Origin of the sequence: Helicobacter pullorum NCTC 12824, assembly GCF_017979475.1 — a bacterium.
GTDB lineage: Bacteria > Campylobacterota > Campylobacteria > Campylobacterales > Helicobacteraceae > Helicobacter_D > Helicobacter_D pullorum.
Map to the genome: position 1 here is coordinate 89323 of NZ_JAERIT010000005.1, position 20644 is coordinate 109966.

Annotated in this window: 22 protein-coding genes and 1 tRNA gene; 13 read left to right on the top strand and 10 right to left on the bottom strand. The window is 33.3% G+C overall.

Annotated features, from left to right (window positions below; translation table 11 throughout):
- Nucleotides 1-26 precede the first annotated feature (26 nt).
- The 10 genes from JJQ98_RS05160 to JJQ98_RS05205 all read right to left on the bottom strand — a co-directional run bounded on the left by JJQ98_RS05160 (nt 27) and on the right by JJQ98_RS05205 (nt 9487).
- Complete coding sequence (locus JJQ98_RS05160; RefSeq protein ID WP_054194972.1) at nt 27-278, bottom strand: hypothetical protein; 252 nt, start codon at nt 276-278, stop codon at nt 27-29.
- The gene (gene fliS, locus JJQ98_RS05165; protein WP_005021039.1) at nt 265-645 is read right to left on the bottom strand and encodes a flagellar export chaperone FliS; all 381 of its coding nucleotides are present in this window, start codon (nt 643-645) and stop codon (nt 265-267) included. The genes JJQ98_RS05160 and fliS overlap by 14 nt, the downstream gene beginning before the upstream one ends.
- Nucleotides 646-659: 14 nt before the next feature.
- Nucleotides 660-2720: a flagellar filament capping protein FliD gene (gene fliD / locus JJQ98_RS05170; RefSeq protein WP_151104605.1), complete on the bottom strand. Its 2061-nt coding sequence runs from the start codon at nt 2718-2720 to the stop codon at nt 660-662.
- 14 nt (nt 2721-2734) lie between these two features.
- Nucleotides 2735-3109: a flagellar protein FlaG gene (locus tag JJQ98_RS05175; protein WP_005021041.1), complete on the bottom strand. Its 375-nt coding sequence runs from the start codon at nt 3107-3109 to the stop codon at nt 2735-2737.
- A gap of 75 nt (nt 3110-3184) precedes the next feature.
- Nucleotides 3185-4417, bottom strand: coding sequence for a murein hydrolase activator EnvC family protein (locus JJQ98_RS05180; protein WP_060662691.1), 1233 nt, complete (start codon nt 4415-4417; stop codon nt 3185-3187).
- A gap of 1 nt (nt 4418) precedes the next feature.
- Entirely contained in the window at nt 4419-5225 is an 807-nt protein-coding gene (locus JJQ98_RS05185; protein WP_060662692.1) for an FtsX-like permease family protein, read from the bottom strand.
- Nucleotides 5212-5880 carry a cell division ATP-binding protein FtsE gene (locus JJQ98_RS05190; protein WP_005021046.1) on the bottom strand — a complete coding sequence of 223 codons (669 nt, stop codon included), beginning with the start codon at nt 5878-5880 and terminating at the stop codon, nt 5212-5214. The genes JJQ98_RS05185 and JJQ98_RS05190 overlap by 14 nt, the downstream gene beginning before the upstream one ends.
- Before the next feature lie 2 nt (nt 5881-5882).
- Nucleotides 5883-7112 carry a tRNA (guanosine(46)-N7)-methyltransferase TrmB gene (gene trmB, locus JJQ98_RS05195; RefSeq protein ID WP_151104604.1) on the bottom strand — a complete coding sequence of 410 codons (1230 nt, stop codon included), beginning with the start codon at nt 7110-7112 and terminating at the stop codon, nt 5883-5885.
- On the bottom strand, nt 7112-8368 hold the full coding sequence (locus JJQ98_RS05200) for a fibronectin type III domain-containing protein (RefSeq protein WP_151104603.1): 1257 nt from the start codon (nt 8366-8368) through the stop codon (nt 7112-7114). The genes trmB and JJQ98_RS05200 overlap by 1 nt, the downstream gene beginning before the upstream one ends.
- A gap of 126 nt (nt 8369-8494) precedes the next feature.
- Nucleotides 8495-9487: an RluA family pseudouridine synthase gene (locus JJQ98_RS05205; RefSeq protein ID WP_233711701.1), complete on the bottom strand. Its 993-nt coding sequence runs from the start codon at nt 9485-9487 to the stop codon at nt 8495-8497.
- Nucleotides 9488-9562: 75 nt separating this feature from the next.
- Between JJQ98_RS05205 and JJQ98_RS05210 the strand changes: the two genes are divergently transcribed.
- The 13 genes from JJQ98_RS05210 to JJQ98_RS05270 all read left to right on the top strand — a co-directional run bounded on the left by JJQ98_RS05210 (nt 9563) and on the right by JJQ98_RS05270 (nt 20552).
- Entirely contained in the window at nt 9563-10684 is a 1122-nt protein-coding gene (locus JJQ98_RS05210; protein WP_060661147.1) for an FtsW/RodA/SpoVE family cell cycle protein, read from the top strand.
- Nucleotides 10675-10751, top strand: a tRNA-Ile gene (locus JJQ98_RS05215). The genes JJQ98_RS05210 and JJQ98_RS05215 overlap by 10 nt, the downstream gene beginning before the upstream one ends.
- Nucleotides 10752-10785: 34 nt before the next feature.
- Nucleotides 10786-11007, top strand: coding sequence for a heavy-metal-associated domain-containing protein (locus JJQ98_RS05220; RefSeq protein WP_054197745.1), 222 nt, complete (start codon nt 10786-10788; stop codon nt 11005-11007).
- 27 nt (nt 11008-11034) lie between these two features.
- Nucleotides 11035-11868, top strand: coding sequence for a TerB family tellurite resistance protein (locus JJQ98_RS05225; RefSeq protein WP_151104602.1), 834 nt, complete (start codon nt 11035-11037; stop codon nt 11866-11868).
- On the top strand, nt 11858-13783 hold the full coding sequence (gene ciaB / locus JJQ98_RS05230; protein ID WP_151104601.1) for an invasion protein CiaB: 1926 nt from the start codon (nt 11858-11860) through the stop codon (nt 13781-13783). The genes JJQ98_RS05225 and ciaB overlap by 11 nt, the downstream gene beginning before the upstream one ends.
- The gene (locus tag JJQ98_RS05235) at nt 13770-14597 is read left to right on the top strand and encodes a CheR family methyltransferase (protein WP_005021059.1); all 828 of its coding nucleotides are present in this window, start codon (nt 13770-13772) and stop codon (nt 14595-14597) included. Before ciaB ends, JJQ98_RS05235 begins: the two co-directional genes overlap by 14 nt.
- Nucleotides 14598-14603: 6 nt before the next feature.
- On the top strand, nt 14604-15254 hold the full coding sequence (locus JJQ98_RS05240) for a CheB methylesterase domain-containing protein (RefSeq protein ID WP_179853497.1): 651 nt from the start codon (nt 14604-14606) through the stop codon (nt 15252-15254).
- 2 nt (nt 15255-15256) lie between these two features.
- Nucleotides 15257-15844: a YigZ family protein gene (locus JJQ98_RS05245; RefSeq protein WP_151104600.1), complete on the top strand. Its 588-nt coding sequence runs from the start codon at nt 15257-15259 to the stop codon at nt 15842-15844.
- Complete coding sequence (locus tag JJQ98_RS05250) at nt 15845-16579, top strand: hypothetical protein (protein ID WP_151104599.1); 735 nt, start codon at nt 15845-15847, stop codon at nt 16577-16579.
- Between the two features lie 109 nt (nt 16580-16688).
- Entirely contained in the window at nt 16689-17195 is a 507-nt protein-coding gene (locus JJQ98_RS05255; protein WP_151104740.1) for a YqhA family protein, read from the top strand.
- A gap of 1 nt (nt 17196) precedes the next feature.
- Nucleotides 17197-17715, top strand: a complete 519-nt coding sequence (gene lolA, locus JJQ98_RS05260) for a LolA-like outer membrane lipoprotein chaperone (protein ID WP_065829974.1) — start codon at nt 17197-17199, stop codon at nt 17713-17715.
- Between the two features lie 117 nt (nt 17716-17832).
- Nucleotides 17833-19116, top strand: coding sequence for a citrate synthase (locus JJQ98_RS05265; protein WP_005021074.1), 1284 nt, complete (start codon nt 17833-17835; stop codon nt 19114-19116).
- A gap of 83 nt (nt 19117-19199) precedes the next feature.
- Nucleotides 19200-20552 carry a class II 3-deoxy-7-phosphoheptulonate synthase gene (locus JJQ98_RS05270; RefSeq protein WP_005021076.1) on the top strand — a complete coding sequence of 451 codons (1353 nt, stop codon included), beginning with the start codon at nt 19200-19202 and terminating at the stop codon, nt 20550-20552.
- Nucleotides 20553-20644: the final 92 nt, after the last annotated feature.

Sequence of the window (20644 nt, forward strand, 5' to 3'; positions counted from 1 at the left end):
ATAAAAGTGAATTGTAATACAAAGAATTAAAAAGATAGATTAAGTTTTTGCACTCTTTCTTGTTTTGGTAAAAATTTTTTGGTTTGTTTGAGTTTTCTCATTTCTTGAGCAAGTTTTTCTTTTTGCGCTTTTGCATATTCTCCAATTTGCTCTAAAACTGCTAATGCTTCAAACATTTCATCTCTTGTTTGTAAAACCGGAGTATTTGCCATTAGTTCTGTTATTTTTGCGTCATTTTTATTGAGATATGCCACTTTTAATTCATTAAGCCAATTCATTGTGATTTACTTCCTTCCAAGCTTCAAGTAAGCCTTTTGTTACTTTGATTACAATATCAATTTTTTCTTTGCTATTTTCCATATTCGCTTGTGTTAAAAGCTTTATTTGATGGGTGTAGAGTCCTGTCAAATAGTGTGCGACTTGACCGCCTTTTTCGTAATCCAAAGAATTAAGTAATTCTACAAAAATATCTGTCGTGCGATTGATATAATAAATCTTTTTTTCTATATCTTCTGCATCAATGCAGCGCTTTGCCATTGAAGCAAAACGCAAGATACCTTCATAAAGCATTTCTACGAGCTTTGCAGGAGATTCAACGGCAACAGAATTTTGCTGATAAGAATTATAAGCCAAGTTGCTTTTCATTATTTGCCCTTTATTTAAGAATTCATTGCTTGATTAATGAGCTGTGTAATGGTGTTTGCAGATTGCTGCATTTGTGCAATCATTTGGTCATAAGCGGACCATTTTTCAGCCATAATCTCGTATTTGGTGTCAATTGATTCTTGTGTGGAAGTTTTGTCCTCATTAAGTGTTTTTTGTTCGTTAATGAGAGTGGTTTCTAGAATCTTAAGGGTAGAATTACTTCCGGTAATAAGAGAATCCATTGTATCTCTAAGATTAGTGAAAACTCCATCTGTTTCAATAGTTTGACCTTTTGAAGTTGTTGCAGAGCTTCTAAAAAATTCTACTGCAGCATCGGGGTCTTCTTGAAAAGCGGTGTTAAAAGTATCTTGTTCAAAAGTCAATGTCCCATCTTCATTCATATAAACGCCATATTTGACAAGGCTAGTTCCATTAGCGTCAGTAGAATTTATGATGGCGTTGAGCTGGCGTGTAATACTTCTAATTTCACTATTTCCATTGAATACTCCAGAAATCTCAGTTTCAGCGTCATATTTGGTAAGCTCTTGGAGTTTGTTATACATTTCATTGTAGCTTTCTACAAAAGCCTGCATTTCCTCAGCAATGCCTTCATCATCTCTTGCGATTCGGACAATTACATCTTTTCCTGTTTCTGTAATTGAAGTGAGTTCTAAGGATAATCCAGAAACAATATCATCAATGTTGTTGGTATCTCTTTCAATAGGAATACCATTGTAAGTGAGCTTTGCATCTTGAGCTTTTTGGATATTAGTAATATCCATTTTATCTAGCAATCCTTGAGAAGAAGTGTATGAACCAGCTACCATACCAATAGAATCTAAGACTTTTGTTTGTTCGCTTGCATCAGCCCCTTCAGCTCCAATGGTAACACTTTTGCCCACTAAGCTAATCGCACCATTTTTGCCTTCTTCGGCCTTGATTCCTGCGGATTGCAAGGTAGAGTTACTATTGATGGCATTGAGTATTGCTGCACGATTTTGTTCTGCGGTATTATTTGCATTTGTTAGCTGGCTTAAATCAAATTTTTCCCCATTAATGGTAAAAACACCCGTAAGAGCACCCGCTGCGATTTTCATTTCTGTTAAAGTTTCATCTCCTCCAACAGAAGTTTTAACAAATCCCAAATCTGTATTGGTTTCACTTGCTCCTTGTGAAGCTTGTAGTTTGACATTGTTAGCTTCTACTTTGATTGTGCCACCTGAAGCGTCATTAAACATAAGTCCATTACCAGAACTATTTAGGCTAATTGTGATTTCACCTTTATCGATTTTATCTTTGAGGTTGGTATGGTTAGTTTCAATTTCTTTGTTGATTGCATCAAGTATAAGGCTTGCATTGTCTTTTGCTTCATTACCAAAATCACTGCCAATTTGGCTCATATCAATGCTAATTTTTTCTCCACCAATCTCAATATCAAGCGTCCCGCTAGTGATTTTACCACCGGGTGTTGCAGCACTTTCTAGTGTGCTACCAAAATAGATTTTGTTATTTGCCCCTGTATTTTTGGATTGAATCATAAGCTGGTAGGGATTTTCTCCGCCTGTTTTCATAATGATACCCATAACTTCACCATTTGTCGCATCTGTAATGCTTTGTGCAACTTCTGAAAGTGTAGCCCCAGCTTTGATATCTACACTATAATTAGAGCCATTATAGTAAAAGTTCAAAGTCGTGTTATCACTACTAAAGATACTATCTCTTGAAGCAAATTTAAGTCCGACTTGATTAACATCATTTTGTGCAAGTTGTGAGACATTAATGGTAATATCTTGGATTGCTAATCCATCTCCCGCTGTTGCTTTGACACCACTTCCTTCCACCGTCGCTTGTCTTTTTTGATAAGTGCTATAATCTGATAGATTCTTAAAACTTGTATTCAAAGAAGTCATCATGGTTAGTAAAGAGGTAAGCTCTGTTTGTTGCTCCATATTTTTTTCAAGTTTTTCAGTGATTGGATCGATTTGATTGCTAACATCAAGATCTTTCATTTGCTCGATAACATCCCATGTTAGGTTACTTGAAATACCTAATACTGATTGTGTTCCTAGTGCCATACTTGCCTCCTTATTTAAGCTTGTTTATCAAAAATCATTCCCACAATTTCTTTCATTTTTGCCGCTAACTGCATTGCCTCATCACTTGGTATTTTGCGTATAAGGCGATTTGTATCACGTTCGCTTACAGTAATATATAATCCTTCAATATCTTCGCTAAAGTTAAAAGCAATACTTGTATTAAGAGGGCTTAACTCTTTGTTGAGCTGCTGTGCTAATTGACTAAGCTCTTGTTTTTGCTCTTCAATATTTTTTTGCTCGTTACTTTCTTGAATGTTTTGCTGCATTGTCGCAGAAGAAACATTATTTGAATAGGTGCTTTCTCCTTGTTGATAAGAATTCACTTGCATATTACCAGCAATATTCATTCCATTTTCTGTGATATTCATAGCAATCTCCTTATTATCTATGGAATCATTTTAAAAGTATATCGGATATTTTACAAAAAAATGAAACAAAAATGATTAATTTTTTAAAGAAATTAACTCTAATGGGTCAATATGCTTATCTTTTAATGTAACTTCAAATTTTAATGTATTTTCTATTCTTCCTATTGTATAGCCTTTTTTGATGGTTGTTCCGGGTTTAATAGTGGGGGCTATTTTGTCGAGTTGTGCATAAATGGTGTGCATATTATCCTTGTGCTCAATGATGACAACTTTTTTTAAAATAGGGGTATCTTTGGCAAAAACGACCTTGCCATCTAACACACTTTTTACTTTATCATCACCTTTTGTGAGTAAAGTAACTGATTCGTTAAAAACTTTCATTTTATAAACTGGATCATAATAAGGTCCGAATCTTTTTTGTATTTCAAAATCATCTAGGGGTGCGATAGTTTTGGAGCCTTTGTATTTTGTGGTGCTAATATTGTGATAAGAGCTTGCTACTTGGCGGACATCAAAATCATTTTGGGTTTGGGGAGTTTGAGATTTTTCTTGACTTTTGGCTAATTCTTCTCGTTTTTTGCGTTTTTCTTCTTCTTGGCTTTTAAGGATATTGAGTTGAACTAGAATCTCTTGCAAGCTATCACGCTCTTTGACGATTTGCTGGAGTTCTTTGTTGTATTTATCCATTTCTTTTTGATAGGTGGCTAGAATCTTTTTTTGTTTGGCTTGCAAGTCTTTGAGATTATTTCTTTTTTTGTCTTCTAGGGAAATAAATTTTTCTAGTTGCGTTATTTCATTTTGTAGGGCTTGTATGTCTTGTATAATTTGTGTTTGTTGTTGGCTTAGATTGGTTAGTTGCTCTTTTGTGGAGTGATTGATTGCTTTGAAACTTTCTTCTGTGATTAGATCTTGGATAGATTCTGGTTGAAAATCGTTTAATAAAATGGCAAAAGAAATATCTTTGGCTACCAAATCTATAATAGCAAGTTCGATGTTTTTGCGTTTTTGATAAAGGGTTTCTTGCTCGTTAGATAAGGTTTTGATGAGTTTTTCTTTTGTGGTGTATTCTTGCTTATTTTTGGAGATGTTTTTTTCGCTTTCTTGGATGATATTTTCCAAAGTTTCTAATTCTTCTTTTTGTTTGTTGATGTGATTCCCGATTTCTTGGAGTTTTTGATTGATTTGTGCTTCTTTTTTCTTTTTGCTTTCTAAAGCGGTTTTATTTTGTGAAATTTTTTGAGTGATTTCTTTTTGGTCGGCATTAAGGCTAATAAAACAAAGAAATATAACAAGAATTTTGAATGGCATTTTAGTCCTTTTGTTGCAAACTAACAATCCACACAGAAACCAAAGAAACTACCAAACCAACAAGCAATAAAACAATAGAATCGCTTAAAGGCGAGAAAATATCAGGCTTTAATCCAAGTTCTTGCATAAAAATCAAAAGAGTAGGGTTTGTAGATACATAAAACAATCCAATCCCTACTATAATGGTGGCAATAATGGTATCCAAGCAAGCAAGACGGAATAAAATTTGCGAACGCATCCATAAAGGCGCACCAAGCAAAGTCATAATTTCCATTCTTTCTAAATGTTGGAATTTCCAAATTTCAATTTGTTTAAACATTAAAAGAAGGCTAATTAATGCAATGAGGCTAGAAAAAATAATAACGCTGCTATTAATTATTAAAAGAAGTTGGTAGATTTGGCTGTGGCTTTTGGTGAAAGTTTCTACTCGTATGATGCCATCAATTGATTTTAGGGAATTATTGATGACACTAAGGCGAGCAGAGCTAGGGTAAGTATTGAGACTTAGGGAATAAAAATGTGGCAATGTGTTTTTTAAAACAATAAGATTTGCTTGACTAATATTATCTTTTAGGCGGTCAAGCACAATTTTGGAATCTATTGAAGTAAGGCTTTGGGATTCGCTAATTTTTTCTTTGATGTCTTGTAAATTTAGCTCTTTTGTAGAAGCTAAAATGATTGCATAGTTTTTTCCAAGCGTGTTTTCATAATCATTCAAGGTGCGATTAACGAGCAAAATGCTTTCTAATGCAAATAAGAGCGCAACTAAAGGAATAATTAGAGATAAATGGTTTTTAAGAGAGTTCATAAATTACTCCTTCTTCAATGTGTAGATGTCTGTATTTAATACCAAAAGTTTCTGGGATTCTGTGAGTTACAACAACAATAGTAATGCCAAGCTGTTCATTAACACCTTTTAATAAGCTCCAAATTACTTCGCTAGAATAATCATCTAAGTTTCCGGTTGGTTCATCTGCCAAAATCAAAAGTGGATTATGAGAGAGCGCTCTTGCCATTGCTACTCTTTGTTGTTCTCCCCCGCTTAATTCCAAAGGATATTTATTGCCTTTGTGGGAGAGTTTTATGTGTGCTAGAAGTCTATCAGTTTGAGCTTTGCAAGATTCTTTTGTGAAACCCCCGATAATCATAGGAAGCATAACATTTTTTTCGACATTGAAATCTTTGATTAATTTGTAGTCTTGAAAAATAATACCAAGATGGCGGCGTAGATTTTCTATGTTTTTTTTGCTGGTTTTAAACATTTCCACTCCGCATACTTCCAAAGAGCCACTTTTGAGCGGTAAATCTCCATAAATAGAGCGTATGAGTGTGCTTTTTCCACTTCCACTAGGACCACTAATAAAAACAAATTCTTGTGGAAAAATATTAAAGCTGGCGTTTTTGATGATAATTTCATCTTTGTAGCCTAAGTTAATGCCTTGTGCTTTGATGATTGCTTCCATAATTAAAGTCCTTGTGTTGGTTTTTGGTTTAAGAGTGAAATAAGCAGCTGGTGGGCTTTGTGATTAATTTGCGTTGGTAATGGATTTTCTCTAAAATAATGCAAATGTGTATCTTCTATAAGGTAGCGAGTTTCTGGATAATTGAAATCGCCAAATGCAATTTTGAGTAATTTGCAATCTGTGGAATCTGCAATCAATAAGTCTTCTAAGTGCAAAAAATAATCCTCTTGAATAATTTTCTTTTTTTGAAAGAATTTTTGAAGGGAAGTGTTTGAAAAATCAAATGTATAATCAAAAGATATAGGGCTACTGCTTTGTTTTGCAAAGATTTCAAGATTGTAAATATTTTTTTGCTGTTTTAGCCATCTAGCTTCATATTTGCTGATAATCTCTTCTTGTGCATTTGAAGTGTATTGAATCTCTAAATTAGGGTTAGAGATTGCAAGCTCTTTTGCGTAGCAAAAATACTCATAGCTATCTGTGCGTAATTGTAAATGTCCATTTGGTATTAACACTCTTGAGGCTTGAGAGAGAAAGGCATTGCTAAAGATTCTTCTATGGGGTTTTTTATCCCAAGGGACTGGAAAATGCACGAATATTTTTTCAAGTGTATTGGAGGGAAGAAGCTCTAAGAAGATTCTAGCATCGTAGGCTAAAAGTAGGATATTATCAAGTTTATTTAATTCAATTTGTCTAGCAACTTGCTCCAAAGATGGATAATGAATCTCTAAACCAATGTGTAAAATATTAGGGTGTTTTTGGGCATTATAGAGGAGATGCCTACCGCTACCAAAGCCGATTTCAAGCCAAACTTTTGGATTTTTAAGTTTTTGTTTTTTGAGTAGAGTGTCAAAATCCAAGAAATCTTCAATATGCTTAATAAAGGGTATTTTTCCCAAATAGAGATTATTTTTTTCATGAAGATTGTGGGTGAGTAAGGAATCTTGAAATTGAGAGAGAATTTCTAGGGATTTTTTGATAATGCCAATGGGGGCAATTTTTGAGTTTTTATCGCATTTTACAATGGTTTCATGGTTAGTTTTTTTGATTTCTAGGAAGTAGTCTTTGTTTTTTAGCGAAGAAAGAGTAGGGGAGAAATGCACTTGCAAAAGCGAAAAATTAGGATTATTAGCCGAAGTAAATAAATTGGTAAAAGTAAATTCCCCTTCTTTTGTTGTAGAGGTAAATGGAAGGGGAGGAAGGGTGAGGCTTTGAGTTTTGAAATGTGGCATTATTTGGCAGGTAAAAATAGCATAATTTCTTCAGTTTGTTTTGATTCTAAGCCATTTTCATCAACAGCGCTGATTCGGTAATAGTATTTTTCTCCAGCCCTAACTTCATTATCAATAAATTCTGGTGTAAGGACTTTATTGTAACGCAAAGTTTCCCCAAAAAAGCTTGAATCTTTTTTATACACAATATATTCTACTGCACGATTATCTTGTGGATTCCAGCGTATAACTGCAGAATTTCCTTCAATTTGTGCATAAGTGATTAAAGGGGTATTAGGCAATCCCAAAGTAGTTCCTATAATCGGTCCTGTTTCAAGGCTTTCTATGCCATCTTTATCAGTAGCGGTAATTTTGTAATAATATTGTTTGCCATTATCGTCAATAATATCTTGGTAAGTATTGGTATTATTTGGAATTGTGGCTAATTTGCTAAAAAAATTAGATTCAAAACTTGAGCGAAAGAGGTTGTATTGTGTAATTTCTGGATTTTGATGCAAATCCCATTTGAGTGTGATTTGTTTGGGGATATTGTTGCTTGCGGTAAAATTAGAAATAGGGGTTGGTTTGGGTTTTGTGGTCGCACTTACAATTTGTGAGGGGAGGGATAGAGTTTTATTGACATTGTAAGCAAAGATTCTATATTCATGCGTTGCGTTATCTTCAAGCTTGGTATCCAAATATTCCACTAATAAGCGATTATTTATATCGGCTAATTTATCCCAGTTTCCTTTGGAATCTTTTTTTTCTATAATATAGCCTATTACCCTTGTATCTTGGTGAGGATTCCAAATGATTTTAATTTTTCTAGGGTAGTTTCCTATGGCTTCAATATAACTTACAGCGGTGATAAATTGTGTTTTTGCACTAATGGGTGAGGAGAATTGAGAAATGTTTTTTTGTGCATCAAAAGAAGCAAATTGATAGAGATATTCGGTATTGGATTCAAGTTTATTGTCTGCATAATGTGTTGTGAAACGAGAATCTAGCGTGGCAATTTTGCTAAAGCTTGTTTCATTTGGCTTTTTGCGATAGATATAATAACCTGCTATTTCTGGATTTTGGATTAGATTCCATTCAAATGCAATTGTATTAACATCGCTTAATACACGAATGTCACTAGGAGGAGTAATGTTTGGATTAATAGAGGGTGTGCTCCCAAAACTAAAATTGCTACTTGAACTACTACAAGCACTAAAAAATGCGGCAATAACTAATATTAAAAGCTTAAAAAAAGTGTTTTTAAATAAAAATAACATAATCAAGAATCCTTAAATTTCCTAAAATATGCTTTTAGGTTTTGATTTGTAAATAATTAAAAAGTTTTATCATAGCATAGATTTGCCAAAAAATCTATTATTTTTATAAATTAGCTAAGTTTTGTTTTAAGTAAATTTTGAAAGATAAATATCTTGTAAAGGCAAAATGAAATTTTTTGCAAATGATTCAAAATCTTGTGAGGCATAAAAATTTTGGTGCAAAAAAAGAAGCATATCCTCAAAAAGAGGTGCATAGATTTTTAAGTGTTTTTGGGTGGTGGGGTGCTTTAGATAGAGCAAAGAAGAGTGGAGAAGAATCCTTTGTGTGTAATTTCCTTTGTAGTTGTAAAAAAAATCTCCTAGAATATGGCGATTAATTTTGCTTAAATGAGCGCGGATTTGATGTGTTCTGCCACTAAAAAGTTTTGCGCCTATGAGTTCAGTTTTGCCATTATCGATGATTTTGAAAAATGCAGTTTTTGCATCTTTGGAATCTGGAGTTTGCTTGGAAGTTGTAATGTATTTTAAGCGATTTTTTGGGTGTCTTATCAAAGGCGAATCTATAATAATATCTTGTTTGAGAGGTTGGTTGATAACACAAAGATAATAGCGTCCCATTTCTTTGGTTTTGAGTTGTTGGCTTAAGATTTGATGGGAATGGTTATTTTTGGCAATGACAATGGCGCCACTGGTGGTTTTGTCTAATCGGTGAATAATGCCCTCTCGATAAGAATCTCCCAAATTGGAGAGTTTGAAATTTTGCTCTTTTAGCCACTCATGGAGCGTGTATTGGGTGTCTTCTTGGTTGGTTTTATGCACAACCAAATTAATGGGCTTGTTGAGGACTAATAAATCTTCATCTTCATATAAGATTGGAATGTGGATTTTTGGAGTGGGTTTGGCAGCTTCCAAAAGAGAAGGGAAGATATGAATTTGGTCTTGTTCTTTGAGGATAATTCCATTTTTTGAGGCTTGTATTTGATTGAGGGTGATTTGTTTGTTGTGAAGCATTTTGTTGATTTTATTGCGTGATAAATTTAGTTTTGTTGCCAAAAAAATATCTAAACGCATTCCAGATTCTTGAGAGGTTACCAAAAAATTTAAAATTTCTCTTTCCATTGCTAAATGTTTTATTCTTTCCTAGATTAAATTATGTTAAAATTTCTATTATTTATTTTTTAAGGTTTATTTGTTTTGTTTGGGTTTAATAGAAATATTTTATCATTTTTTGATTTTACTTTACCTTTATTAGTGACTCCTTTGATTTTGTTATCGTGGTTTTTGATTAATGAAAACAATGAATTTTTGGGTAATAAAGTCCTTATTTATGCTTTTATTGGATTATTGATTTTTATTGTAGTTTTTTTGATTCCTATACGGCGTATGACTTGGGCGATTATTGGGTTTTATTGGATTAATATTATATTGCTGATTATGGTAGATTTTTTTGGCGATATGAGGCTTGGGGCTCGTAGGTGGCTTGAAATACCTTTTGTGCATTTTACCTTCCAGCCTTCAGAGACAATGAAACCTGCTTTGATTTTGATGCTTGCTTATTTGATTACTAAGAATCCCCCTAAGAAAAATGGTTATGGATTGCAAGAATTTTTGAAACTTTCCTTTTTTATTTTATTGCCTTTTGTTTTGATATTAAAACAGCCAGATTTAGGGACAGCGCTTGTATTGTTGATTATGGGATTTGGTGTTTTGTTTTTGGTGGGAGTGAATTATAAAATATGGTTGGTTTTACTTATTTGCGTGGGTTCTCTCTCTCCGGTATTGTATGCAAATTTGCATGATTATCAAAAAAAACGCATTGTGGATTTTGTATTAAAAGAGCCTGATTATCAAGTCAAGCAATCAATTATAGCGGTTGGTTCGGGTGGAATCTCTGGCAAAGAAAAAGAAAATGCCACTCAAGCGACTTATCGTTTTTTGCCTATTGCGACAAGTGATTTTATTTTTCCTTATTTTGCGGAGCGTTTTGGATTTGTGGGTGTTATTGGATTGTTTATTTTGTATGTGGCATTGATTTTTCATATTTTTAGTATCGGCAATGTGGATAGTAAGGATTATTTTCTCAAAGTAGTTGCTTATTGTGTGGGATTATTGATTTTTGTTTATTCGTGGGTAAATATTGCCATGACAATAGGATTTGCCCCTGTGGTTGGAATCCCATTGCCGCTTTTTAGTTATGGTGGGAGTAGTTTTATTACTTTTATTATTTTATTTGCAATTTTAGAGCATCTTCTTGCTTTTAAATATAAATTTGTGTATAATTACGCTTCTAAAAATTTTTTAAAGAAGGGCCCTTAGCTCAGCTGGTTAGAGCACTCGGCTCATAACCGATTGGTCATAGGTTCAAGTCCTATAGGGCCCACCACTTTTTACCTTCAACTTATTTTAGGAAAATTATTATGAAAATCCAATGTGTTAATATTAAATGTCAAGGTTGTGTTAATAAAATTCAAGAATCTTTAGGACAAAAATTCCCTACTTTAAAAGTAGATATTCCAAGTCAGAGTGTCGAAGTAGATGCTAATGAAGAAGAATTAAAAGAGATTAAAGCAAAGTTGCAAGAATTAGGATTTTTGAAGTCAGAGGGAGTTATAGGGAAAATCAAAGGCTTTTTTCAATAGATATATTCAAGTTTTTTAAGGATAAATATGGAGATTCTGCTACTTATTACAATCGTAATTATTGCGATAGCTTTTATTAATTTCAAAGATTATTTATCAAATCCTCAAAAACGCCAGCAATTTCAAACAACTATTCAAGATAATCAAATCCAAGAAGAATTTCAAGAATATGAAGACCCTTATAAGAATTTAAGCAAAGACAGCAAAATCAAAAAAAGTCAGTATGGAGTAATGGTTGGATTATTGGCAAAGTTAGCACAAAGTGATGGGAAGATCTGCGAGCTTGAAAAAGAGCTAATAGAAAACACTATTGAAGATATTGCACAATCACTTACATTGCAAAGCGCTATGAATCAAAAAGAAGAAATTTTGGAGATTCTGCATTCTATTTTTCAAAATACTGCCGAAAGTGTCGAGGAATTAAGTCAAGCGTATGCGGATTTGACAAAAGGGCAATATAAAAGTCGCTTGAAGCTTGTGGAGTATTTGTTGGCGCTTGCTTATGCTGATAAAGTTCTAAGCGAAAATGAACGCGAAGTGATTTTGGATGTCGCTGCGTATTTGGAAATTGAAAATGATGATTTCAATAAAATGTATGATGCTTTTGTGGAATTTTATTCCAAAGAGGACATCAAACAAGATTACAAGGAAGCTTGCAAGGTTTTAGGGGTAAGTGAAGAAGCGGATTTAAAAGAGATTAAGACAAAATATAAAGCATTAGTGAGAGAGTATCATCCTGATATTTTGCACCATAAAGGTTTAGAAGAATCTATTATCAAAACTTCCACAGCAAAATTGCAAGAAATTAATGCAGCATACGAAATTATTGAGCAATATAAAAAGGAAATGGGTGAAAAATAAAAAAGAGATTTTTAGAGATATTGCAGAAATTTATTATTTTTTAGAAAATGAAAATCAAAAAGTCAATTCCCTATATCACGAGGTAGAAGCCCAAAATATCCCTGCATTTTTAGAATGCGTTTTTCAACTAATTCCAAAAACTCCAGAAACAACATTTGCTGTTATTGATAGAATCGTATCTCTAAAAGAAGGTGCTTTGGTAAATGTTTTGGAGAAATTGGGGATTAAAGAAGAGGAAATTTTAAAAATACGCTTTTTAATGTTTCAAGTTACACGAGATTTTTATATGCAAAAGCATGAAAAAGTATTAGACTTTATTTGCAATAAGAATCTTTTGACGCCTTTTTTGAGAGAGTTGCTCCAAAGTATTCATAAAATTGGTTTGGTGTTTAATGGTTTTTTTGAAAATTGGCAAAGGGAATTGATTTTAGGAATTAATCAAGAATTAAAGCAAAAATATCAAAATATCGAAGAGATTCTAAAAGCACTTCAAGAGAGTATGGAAATAACAGAAAATGGTGAAATGAGTGATAGAAGTTATTCTATCCCTGTGTGGCAAGACAATCAATATCAAGCAATAGCTTATGCAAAATTTTTTCAAGAGGATTTTAAGAGATTTAAAAAAGTTTTTGAAAATGTTTTAATACAACTTAAAGGCATAGAAGAAAATTGCCCAGAAGTGGAGCAAAAGCAATATTATCTTAATTATTTGGAAGCTTTAAGGGAAGCTTTGTTGCAAGAAGATGTGAGTAAGCTTTTGGAATCGTGGAGAAAAGTGGATAAAGCTTGGATGCAAATTACCACTCCTTTACAGATTGGGCATCCTTTGGAGTATTATGAAGATCATTATAGAAAAGCAGTTGCACCTGAATGGGATTTGAGAATTGCCAAGATTTATCAAGGTTTGGATTTAACTAATCTAAATCATAAAGATGAATTAAAGATTAATAAAGAATCTTTTTTGGAGTTTTATAGAGAATATACAAAGCAAATGCCAAATTCTGCTTATAAAAATGAAATTGATATTTGCGTGCAAGAATCTTTGCAAAAAACACAAAGCTATGGTGGGCAGCCTTTGTTATTTTATGGAGCGGAGATTAATGGGTTATTTAGTGCTCAAGTAGTTCCTAATGATGAGAGTGTGAGCGCAAAATTTGGAAAGAAAATATTTTATTTTCCTGATAGGGTGAGAGAGATTTTATGCTCAAAACCTTTTATGCTTTTAAGTAGCAAAACTTTCCCCAAAGAGTTTTTGGATTTTAATCGGGAGATGTTGTATTTTAGGAAAGAAGATTGGTATAAGGTTTATGAAATTTCGACTATAGGGCATGAATTTGGGCATATTTTGTGGGTAAGTTTAGATACTGAATTGAAAATGAATCAGAGTGGTCAGTTTAAAAATATAGAAGAATTTAAAGCTACTATGGGAGGGTTAGCTTATTATTTTGTAGGACAAAACCATACGCTTTTGAAGGAATTAATTTTTAACACAATTACAAGGGCAGTTGGGCTAATTGCATGGAAAAAGGAAAATGAGGTTTTGCCTTATTATTGTGAGGGATTAATTCATTTGGATATTATGTTTGAAGTGGGGGTTTTAAGGTATAATGGAAGCTTTGAAGAGATAGCTTTGCAAATAGATGAGACAAAAATACCTCTTTTGGTAGAGAAATATTTACAAACTTATAATAAACTAATTGAATTTTATCTTTCTAAGGCAGATGCATCTGGGTTTTTGTTTGATTATGTGAAAAAAGACCAAGAAGGTTACTATCAGCCCATAAGAGAAGAACTTGCAAGATTTACTTTTGATTATTATGAACAATACAATAAAATAGGGCAGATTGCAGATTCATTGAAGGTTGAAGAATGGAAAAAAGATTATTTAAAAAGGAAAAATATTGCCAATAATTAGTGAAACAGAAATTAATCAAGCAAGAAAAATGATTTATGAAATGGCAGGAATCCATCTTCCTAGTAACAAAGATTCAACGATTAAAAATCGCTTAGAAAAGTTGGCTCGTGATTTAAAGATTGAAAATTTTAATGATTTTTTTATACAGCTTAAAGCAGGAAGATTCAAGCAAGATTTTATTAATAGTTTTACAACCAACAAAACAGATTTTTTTCGTGAGGGTTTTCATTTTTTGGATATGGTTAATCGCATTTTGCCTCATCGCTTGCGAGAAAATGAGCCTTTAAAGGTGTATTGCTCGGCTAGTTCGACAGGGGAAGAACCTTATTCAATTGCTGCAACCTTGCTTTATGCAAAGGATATTTATAAAGCTAATATCCCCATTAGTCTTGTAGCCACAGATATTGATACTTCGGTTTTAGAATTTGCTAAACAGGGAAAATATGTGGTAGATACTTTTTTGAATCCTCTTCCCACTTGGCTAGATATTAAAGATTTTTTTGAGATAGCACCAAAGAGCCAAAGAGAAATTTATATGAATGCTAAGCAATCCCTAAAGAATATTATTACCTTTAAGCAGCATAATTTATATGCAAAAAATTATCCTTTTGGGCAAAGAGAATTTGACATTATTTTTTGTCGCAATGTTTTGATTTATTTTAAGGTAGAGGATCAAGAAAAAATACTCAATCAACTTTTTTCTCATCTAAAAGTTGGTGGAACTCTTTATTTGGGGCATTCAGAGAGTATTTTGGGGTTGGCACCAAAGGTGGAGCGTTTGGGGCAAAATATTTTTATTAAAACTAAGGATTGATTTTTGATGCAAATTAATCACAAATATCATCCAGATTTAATCTTGAAATCTAATCCATATAAAAGCGAAGGCAAAAAGCTTATTGCTATTGGAGCAAGCACAGGCGGGGTAGATGCAATTGCAAAAATTTTGCAAGTATTGCCAAAAAATTTACCCCCTATTATTATCACACAACATATTCCAGAGGGCTTTTCTACCTCTTTTGCAAATCGTTTGAATCGCATTTCTTCTATTGAAGTTTTTGAAGTGAATGAAAAAATGCATTTGCATAATTCTTGTGCTTATCTAGCACCCGGGGGCAAACATTTGCTTTTGGATAAAAATTACAATGATTACTATGCAAAAAGTGTCGATGGAGAAAGAATCTCTCGCCATAAACCTAGTGTAGATGTGATGTTCCGTAGCGTCAATAATGTTGTTGGAAAAAATGCACTTGCAATCATTATGACAGGCATGGGAGATGATGGAAGTATAGGCATAAAAGAGCTTTATGACAATGGGGCTTACACAATAGCGCAAGATGAAAATAGCTGTGTTGTTTTTGGTATGCCAAAACAGGCAATTGCAAGAGGGGCAGTTTGCGAAATTGTAGGATTAGATGAGATACCTAATAAAATCATACAATTCTCTAGTGGAAATCTCAAAAGAGGGCATTAAGTGTGGAGCTTTTCTATCCTCTAGCAGAAACGCAGAGTGCTTTTGAGATTAAGGGCTCTTGCTTTATTTCCATGCTTATACCCATTCAAAATTTTGAAAATACGCTACTTTTAATGCGTCAAGAACACACTAAGGCAGTGCATTTTGTGACTGCTAGTCGTTTTTTGAATCCTCAAGAGCAAATTGAAGAATCTTTTAGTGATGATGGGGAGCCAAAGGGGACTTCAGGAATGCCAACCCTCAAAGTTTTAAGAGGATATAATTTGATTGATTGTGCTTTATTGACTATACGCTATTTTGGTGGGACATTGCTTGGCACAGGTGGGCTTGTAAGAGCATATACTCAAGGAGCCAAAGAGGTGATTTTGAAAGCCAAAGATGAAGGGAAATTAAAGCCCTATATTCCCCAAAGTATTCAAAGAGTATTTGTTTGCTTTTCTTGTTTAAACAAAATAGAATATCTAGCCAAGAAAATGGAGATTGTGATTTTCAAAAGAGAATTTTTAGAAACAGGCGTAGAATTAAGTGTGCAAGGCTGCAAAAGTGCTTTAGAGCATTTTATGGCAAAAGTGGAAGAATTGAATTTTTGAATGTTTAATAAAATTATTATTTTTTTATGTTTTGCTTTGATGGCTTTTGCTAAAGAAAGGGAAACGGAAGCTTCAAAGTATCTTAAGCTAAATATTCAGCACAATAATCCTTTTAATCGCTTTCAAAAATATGGGAATATCTTGGGTGTGCCATTGCCGGTGGTAGAAAATAAAATACCAAAATATTATAAGAAATCTCCTTATTTGGAACAAGAAGAAGTGGTAGATCTCAAAAGTGATGATTGGGAATTAGAACCTTTTGGGCTTAGCCATAAAATCTTTAATGTCGCATTAAAGCAAATTTCTCCGATTTTTAGCCAGCAAATTGATGGTGTATTAGAAAATTATATTCCCAAAGTGAATTTTAATGTTAATTTAGATGCTTATTTTAGTCAAGATACACAGAATTTGGGGGGAGATATCAATCTTACCTTTCCTATTTTGGAGCATCGTAATTCTTCTGTGTTTTTTCTAGGGGGCTTTATAAGGGATTCACAAACTGGAGAGTGGAGTGAAAAATATGGCATAGAACACCAAATGCAATATAAATTTCTTCAAAATATTATTTTTCGACAATCTTTAATACAAAACAATGACACCCTAAGTGAACGTATTTGGAATTATGGGCTAGAATATTCTCCTTTTAGAAATTTTTCTACTTATATTCAAAGAGAAAATCGAAAAATACAAAAAGATAGCACAAAAACAGGAGTGCGTTATAGAATTGTATTTTGAGGTTTTTTCAATAAAACAAATAAAAGCCATAAATAAAACTTTTGAAATTTATTAGGAATAGATTTGCTATAATTGCACACAAAAATATCAAGGAACACAATTGGAATTTATGCGTATTGTATTTGAAAAAATGATGTGGAATGCCAGAATGTTTATTATTTTGGCAGTTGTTTTATCGCTTGTTGGAGCGATTTTGCTTTTTATTGTGGCAAGCGTGGATATTATCAAAGCAGCCAAAGATACTGCCTTGTATTATATGCATGCTCTACCAGAAGGCTCTGATATTCACAATATTTTGCTAAACACCATTATTATGGCAATTGATTTGTATCTCATTGCTGTTGTTTTGTTGATTTTTTCATTTGGATTGTATGAGTTATTTATTTGCAAAATACAAATCAAAGATGAGAGTAGCTCCAAGGTATTAGAGATTCATACGCTTGACCAGCTTAAAGATAAACTTGCAAAAGTGATTGTTATGGCTCTTATTGTGGCTTTTTTCTCTAAAGTGCTTAATATGGGCATGAAAAGTACTCAAGATATGCTGTTTTTTGCAATTTCTATCCTTGCATTGGCAATAGGTTTGTATTTTTTACATAAAGATTCTAAGCATTAAAATGTTTAAAAAAATATTTTTATTATTGATATTTTTGTGTGTGGTGGATGCCAAAGAGATTAAAATATTAGAATCTATGCAGGCAAAATTTACACAAAAAATTTTTTCTGATGAGCATACAATTACCTATAAGGGAGAAATTTTTGCACTCGCACCAAGAAGCTTATTGTGGAAATATCAAACGCCAGTTTCAAAAGAAATTTATATCGAGCAAGATACTATGATTATTTATGAGCCACAATTAGAGCAAGCCATTTTTACGCATTTGCAGGAAAATTTAGATATTTTAAATCTTGTTCATCAAGCAGTAAAAATCGCTCAAGATCATTATGTGGCAGAAATTTTAAATCAAAAATATCATTTGTATTTTGCAAAAGGGATTTTGCAAAGAATCTCTTTTGAAGATTCAATGGGAAATCAAGTTGAGATTGTCTTTGAAGATATTCAAGTAAATCCAAAAATCGATCCTAAAATATTTGATTTCAAACCAGCAAGCAATATTGACATTCTTTATAATTAAAAATGTGTAAAAAAGTATAAAATATTTTTTTTGTCTTAGAATTTAATTATTTTTTGACTTTTTTAAAAAAAAGTGCAGTAAAATGCTTGTAAATTCAAAAAATATCAAGGAGTAGTTATGGGAAATATAACGCTTATCAATAATGAAACAGGTGAAAAATTTGATTTTGACTTGATAGAATGCACAAGAGGTCCTAAAGCAGTAGATTTTAGTAAATTATTTGAAAGAACAAATATATTTTCTTATGATCCCGGCTATGGTTCTACAGCAGGCTGCGAATCAACTATTAGTTATGTTGATGGAAAAAATGGGAAATTACTCTATAAAGGGATTCCTATTGAAGAAATTGTAAAAAAATATAAATTTACAGATGTTGCTAAATTATTAATTACAGATGAAGCGCCAAAAGATGAAAAAGAATCCAAAGAATTTGATTTAGAATTAAGGCATCGTTCATTTTTGCATGAAGGTTTGATAAATATCTTTAGCGCTTTTCCGGATAATGCACACCCAATGGCAAATTTAAGTTCGGCAGTAGCAGCATTATCTACTTTTCATTTTGACCACAAAGAAATGGATGATGAAGATGATTATCAAACAATGGCGCGTAGAATCATTGCAAAAATTACTACTTTAGTGGCTTTTTCTTATCGCAATTCTATCGGAGCCCCTTTTATTTATCCTGATATTAGTAGAAGTTATGTAGAAAATTTTCTTTATATGCTTAGGGCTTATCCGGGAGGTAGATTAAAATATACTTTGGAAGGGCATGAAGAAATTACTCCGCTTGAGGTAGAAGCGTTGGATAAAATTTTTATTCTTCATGCAGATCACGGACAAAATGCTTCAACAACAACGGTGCGTAATGTTGCTTCCACAGGTGTGCATCCCTATGCTGCAATTTCTGCTGGAATCAATGCTCTTTGGGGACCTGCTCATGGTGGAGCAAATGAAAAAGTGTTGGTTCAATTAGAAGAAATCGGTGATGTGAAAAATGTTGATAAATTTATTGCAAGAGTGAAAGACAAGAGCGATCCTTTTAGGCTAATGGGGTTTGGACATCGAGTGTATAAAAGCTACGATCCGCGTGCCAAAGCTATTAAGGCTTTGAAAGATGAGTTGAATCAAAAAGGTATTAAAATGAATGCACGACTAAGTGAAATAGCAGAAAAACTCGAAGAAGTTGCATTAAATGATGATTATTTTAAAGAGAGAAATTTATATCCCAATGTGGATTTTTATAGCGGTATTATCCTCACTGCGCTTAAGATTCCTGTTCCATTATTTACCCCAATTTTTGTGATTGGTAGAATGCCAGGTTGGTGCGCACAAGTAATGGAGCATATTAAAAATCCACACGCAAGAATCACACGCCCAAGACAAGTTTATCTAGGAAAGTAAATTCAATATTTTTTAAGGTAAGGGCATTTTTATTTTGGATTTGCTAAAATCAAAGAAAAATTAGCTTTTTAGGAAATACCAAAATGACAACACAAGAATGGAATACCAAAAGTTGGAGGGGAAAAGTTGCCCTCCAGCAACCTATTTACAATGATATTGCACTTTTAGAGAGTGTAGAGAAGCAATTAAGTAAGTATCCTCCGCTTGTTTTTGCAGGAGAAGCAGAATCTTTGAAAAAACATCTTGCAAAAGTTTCTCGAGGAGAGGCTTTTTTGCTACAAGGTGGAGATTGCGCAGAGAGCTTTTCTGACTTTAATGCTATAAGAATACGCGATTTATTTAAAGTGATTTTGCAAATGGCAGTAGTGCTGACTTATGCAGGGGCTTGTCCGATTGTAAAGGTTGGACGCTTAGCAGGGCAATTTGCCAAACCTCGCTCTAGTGATACAGAAACAATCAATGGAGTTACGCTACCTAGTTATCGCGGCGATATTATCAATGATATAGAATTTACAAAAGAGGCTAGAGAAGCAAATCCTAATCGAATTTTGCAAGCTTATAATCAATCTGCGGCGACTTTGAATCTTATACGGGCTTTTGCACAAGGTGGATTGGCTGATTTAAATCAAGTGCAAAAATGGAATTTGGATTTTGTGAGTGGAATCTCTAGTGAGCGTTATCAAGAAATGGCGGATAAAATTACTCAAGCACTTGCCTTTATGGGTGCTTGTGGGATTAATTCAAGCAATACTCCGATTTTACACGAAACAGAGTTTTTTACTTCCCATGAGGCTTTATTGTTGAATTATGAAGAAGCTTTGACAAGAAAAGATCATTTGAGTGGAAAATGGTATGATTGTTCAGCACATATGCTATGGATTGGAGAGAGAACAAGAAATCTTGAGGGTGCGCATTTGGAATTTTTGCGAGGAGTAGAGAATCCATTGGGGGTAAAAATTGGTCCAAATGCTACTAAGGAAGATATTTTGGGGATTTGTGAGATATTAAATCCAAAAAATGAAGCAGGGCGTTTGAATTTCATTATTCGTATGGGAGCAAATACAATCAAAGAAAAATTGCCAAAATTGCTTGAGTCTGTAAAGGGCGAGGGTAGAGAGATTTTGTGGAGCATTGATCCTATGCATGGTAATACGATTAAAGCAAGTAGCGGCTATAAAACACGCACTTTTGATAGTATTTTAGAAGAGGTCAAAAGCTTTTTTGAGATTCATAAAAGCGTTGGGACTTATGCAGGTGGTGTGCATTTGGAGATGACGGGTGAAGATGTGACAGAATGTATAGGTGGTATGCAAGCTATTACAGAAGAGAATTTAGGGTGCAATTATAACACGCAATGTGATCCTAGATTGAATGCAAATCAGGCAATAGAACTTTCATTTTTGATAGCAGATATTTTAAAAGAACGCAAGATATAGCTAGGGCTTAATGTTGGTTGAAAAATCAATACCTCAAAAAAGATTATGGATATTTTGTTGTGATTGCAAAAGAAAGGGTGAGGAAGGTTATA

Coding starts and splice junctions, on each gene's coding strand:
- JJQ98_RS05250 (WP_151104599.1), top strand. CDS start 15,845: ATGTTTAATAAAATTATTATTTTTTTATGTTTTGCTTTGATGGCTTTT.
- lolA (WP_065829974.1), top strand. CDS start 17,197: ATGTTTAAAAAAATATTTTTATTATTGATATTTTTGTGTGTGGTGGAT.
- fliD (WP_151104605.1), bottom strand. CDS start 2,720: ATGGCACTAGGAACACAATCAGTATTAGGTATTTCAAGTAACCTAACA.
- JJQ98_RS05270 (WP_005021076.1), top strand. CDS start 19,200: ATGACAACACAAGAATGGAATACCAAAAGTTGGAGGGGAAAAGTTGCC.
- JJQ98_RS05240 (WP_179853497.1), top strand. CDS start 14,604: ATGCAAATTAATCACAAATATCATCCAGATTTAATCTTGAAATCTAAT.
- JJQ98_RS05255 (WP_151104740.1), top strand. CDS start 16,689: ATGCGTATTGTATTTGAAAAAATGATGTGGAATGCCAGAATGTTTATT.
- JJQ98_RS05220 (WP_054197745.1), top strand. CDS start 10,786: ATGAAAATCCAATGTGTTAATATTAAATGTCAAGGTTGTGTTAATAAA.
- JJQ98_RS05185 (WP_060662692.1), bottom strand. CDS start 5,225: ATGAACTCTCTTAAAAACCATTTATCTCTAATTATTCCTTTAGTTGCG.
- JJQ98_RS05225 (WP_151104602.1), top strand. CDS start 11,035: ATGGAGATTCTGCTACTTATTACAATCGTAATTATTGCGATAGCTTTT.
- JJQ98_RS05180 (WP_060662691.1), bottom strand. CDS start 4,417: ATGCCATTCAAAATTCTTGTTATATTTCTTTGTTTTATTAGCCTTAAT.
- JJQ98_RS05190 (WP_005021046.1), bottom strand. CDS start 5,880: ATGGAAGCAATCATCAAAGCACAAGGCATTAACTTAGGCTACAAAGAT.
- JJQ98_RS05205 (WP_233711701.1), bottom strand. CDS start 9,487: ATGGAAAGAGAAATTTTAAATTTTTTGGTAACCTCTCAAGAATCTGGA.
- trmB (WP_151104604.1), bottom strand. CDS start 7,112: ATGCCACATTTCAAAACTCAAAGCCTCACCCTTCCTCCCCTTCCATTT.
- JJQ98_RS05200 (WP_151104603.1), bottom strand. CDS start 8,368: ATGTTATTTTTATTTAAAAACACTTTTTTTAAGCTTTTAATATTAGTT.
- JJQ98_RS05160 (WP_054194972.1), bottom strand. CDS start 278: ATGAATTGGCTTAATGAATTAAAAGTGGCATATCTCAATAAAAATGAC.
- fliS (WP_005021039.1), bottom strand. CDS start 645: ATGAAAAGCAACTTGGCTTATAATTCTTATCAGCAAAATTCTGTTGCC.
- JJQ98_RS05265 (WP_005021074.1), top strand. CDS start 17,833: ATGGGAAATATAACGCTTATCAATAATGAAACAGGTGAAAAATTTGAT.
- JJQ98_RS05175 (WP_005021041.1), bottom strand. CDS start 3,109: ATGAATATCACAGAAAATGGAATGAATATTGCTGGTAATATGCAAGTG.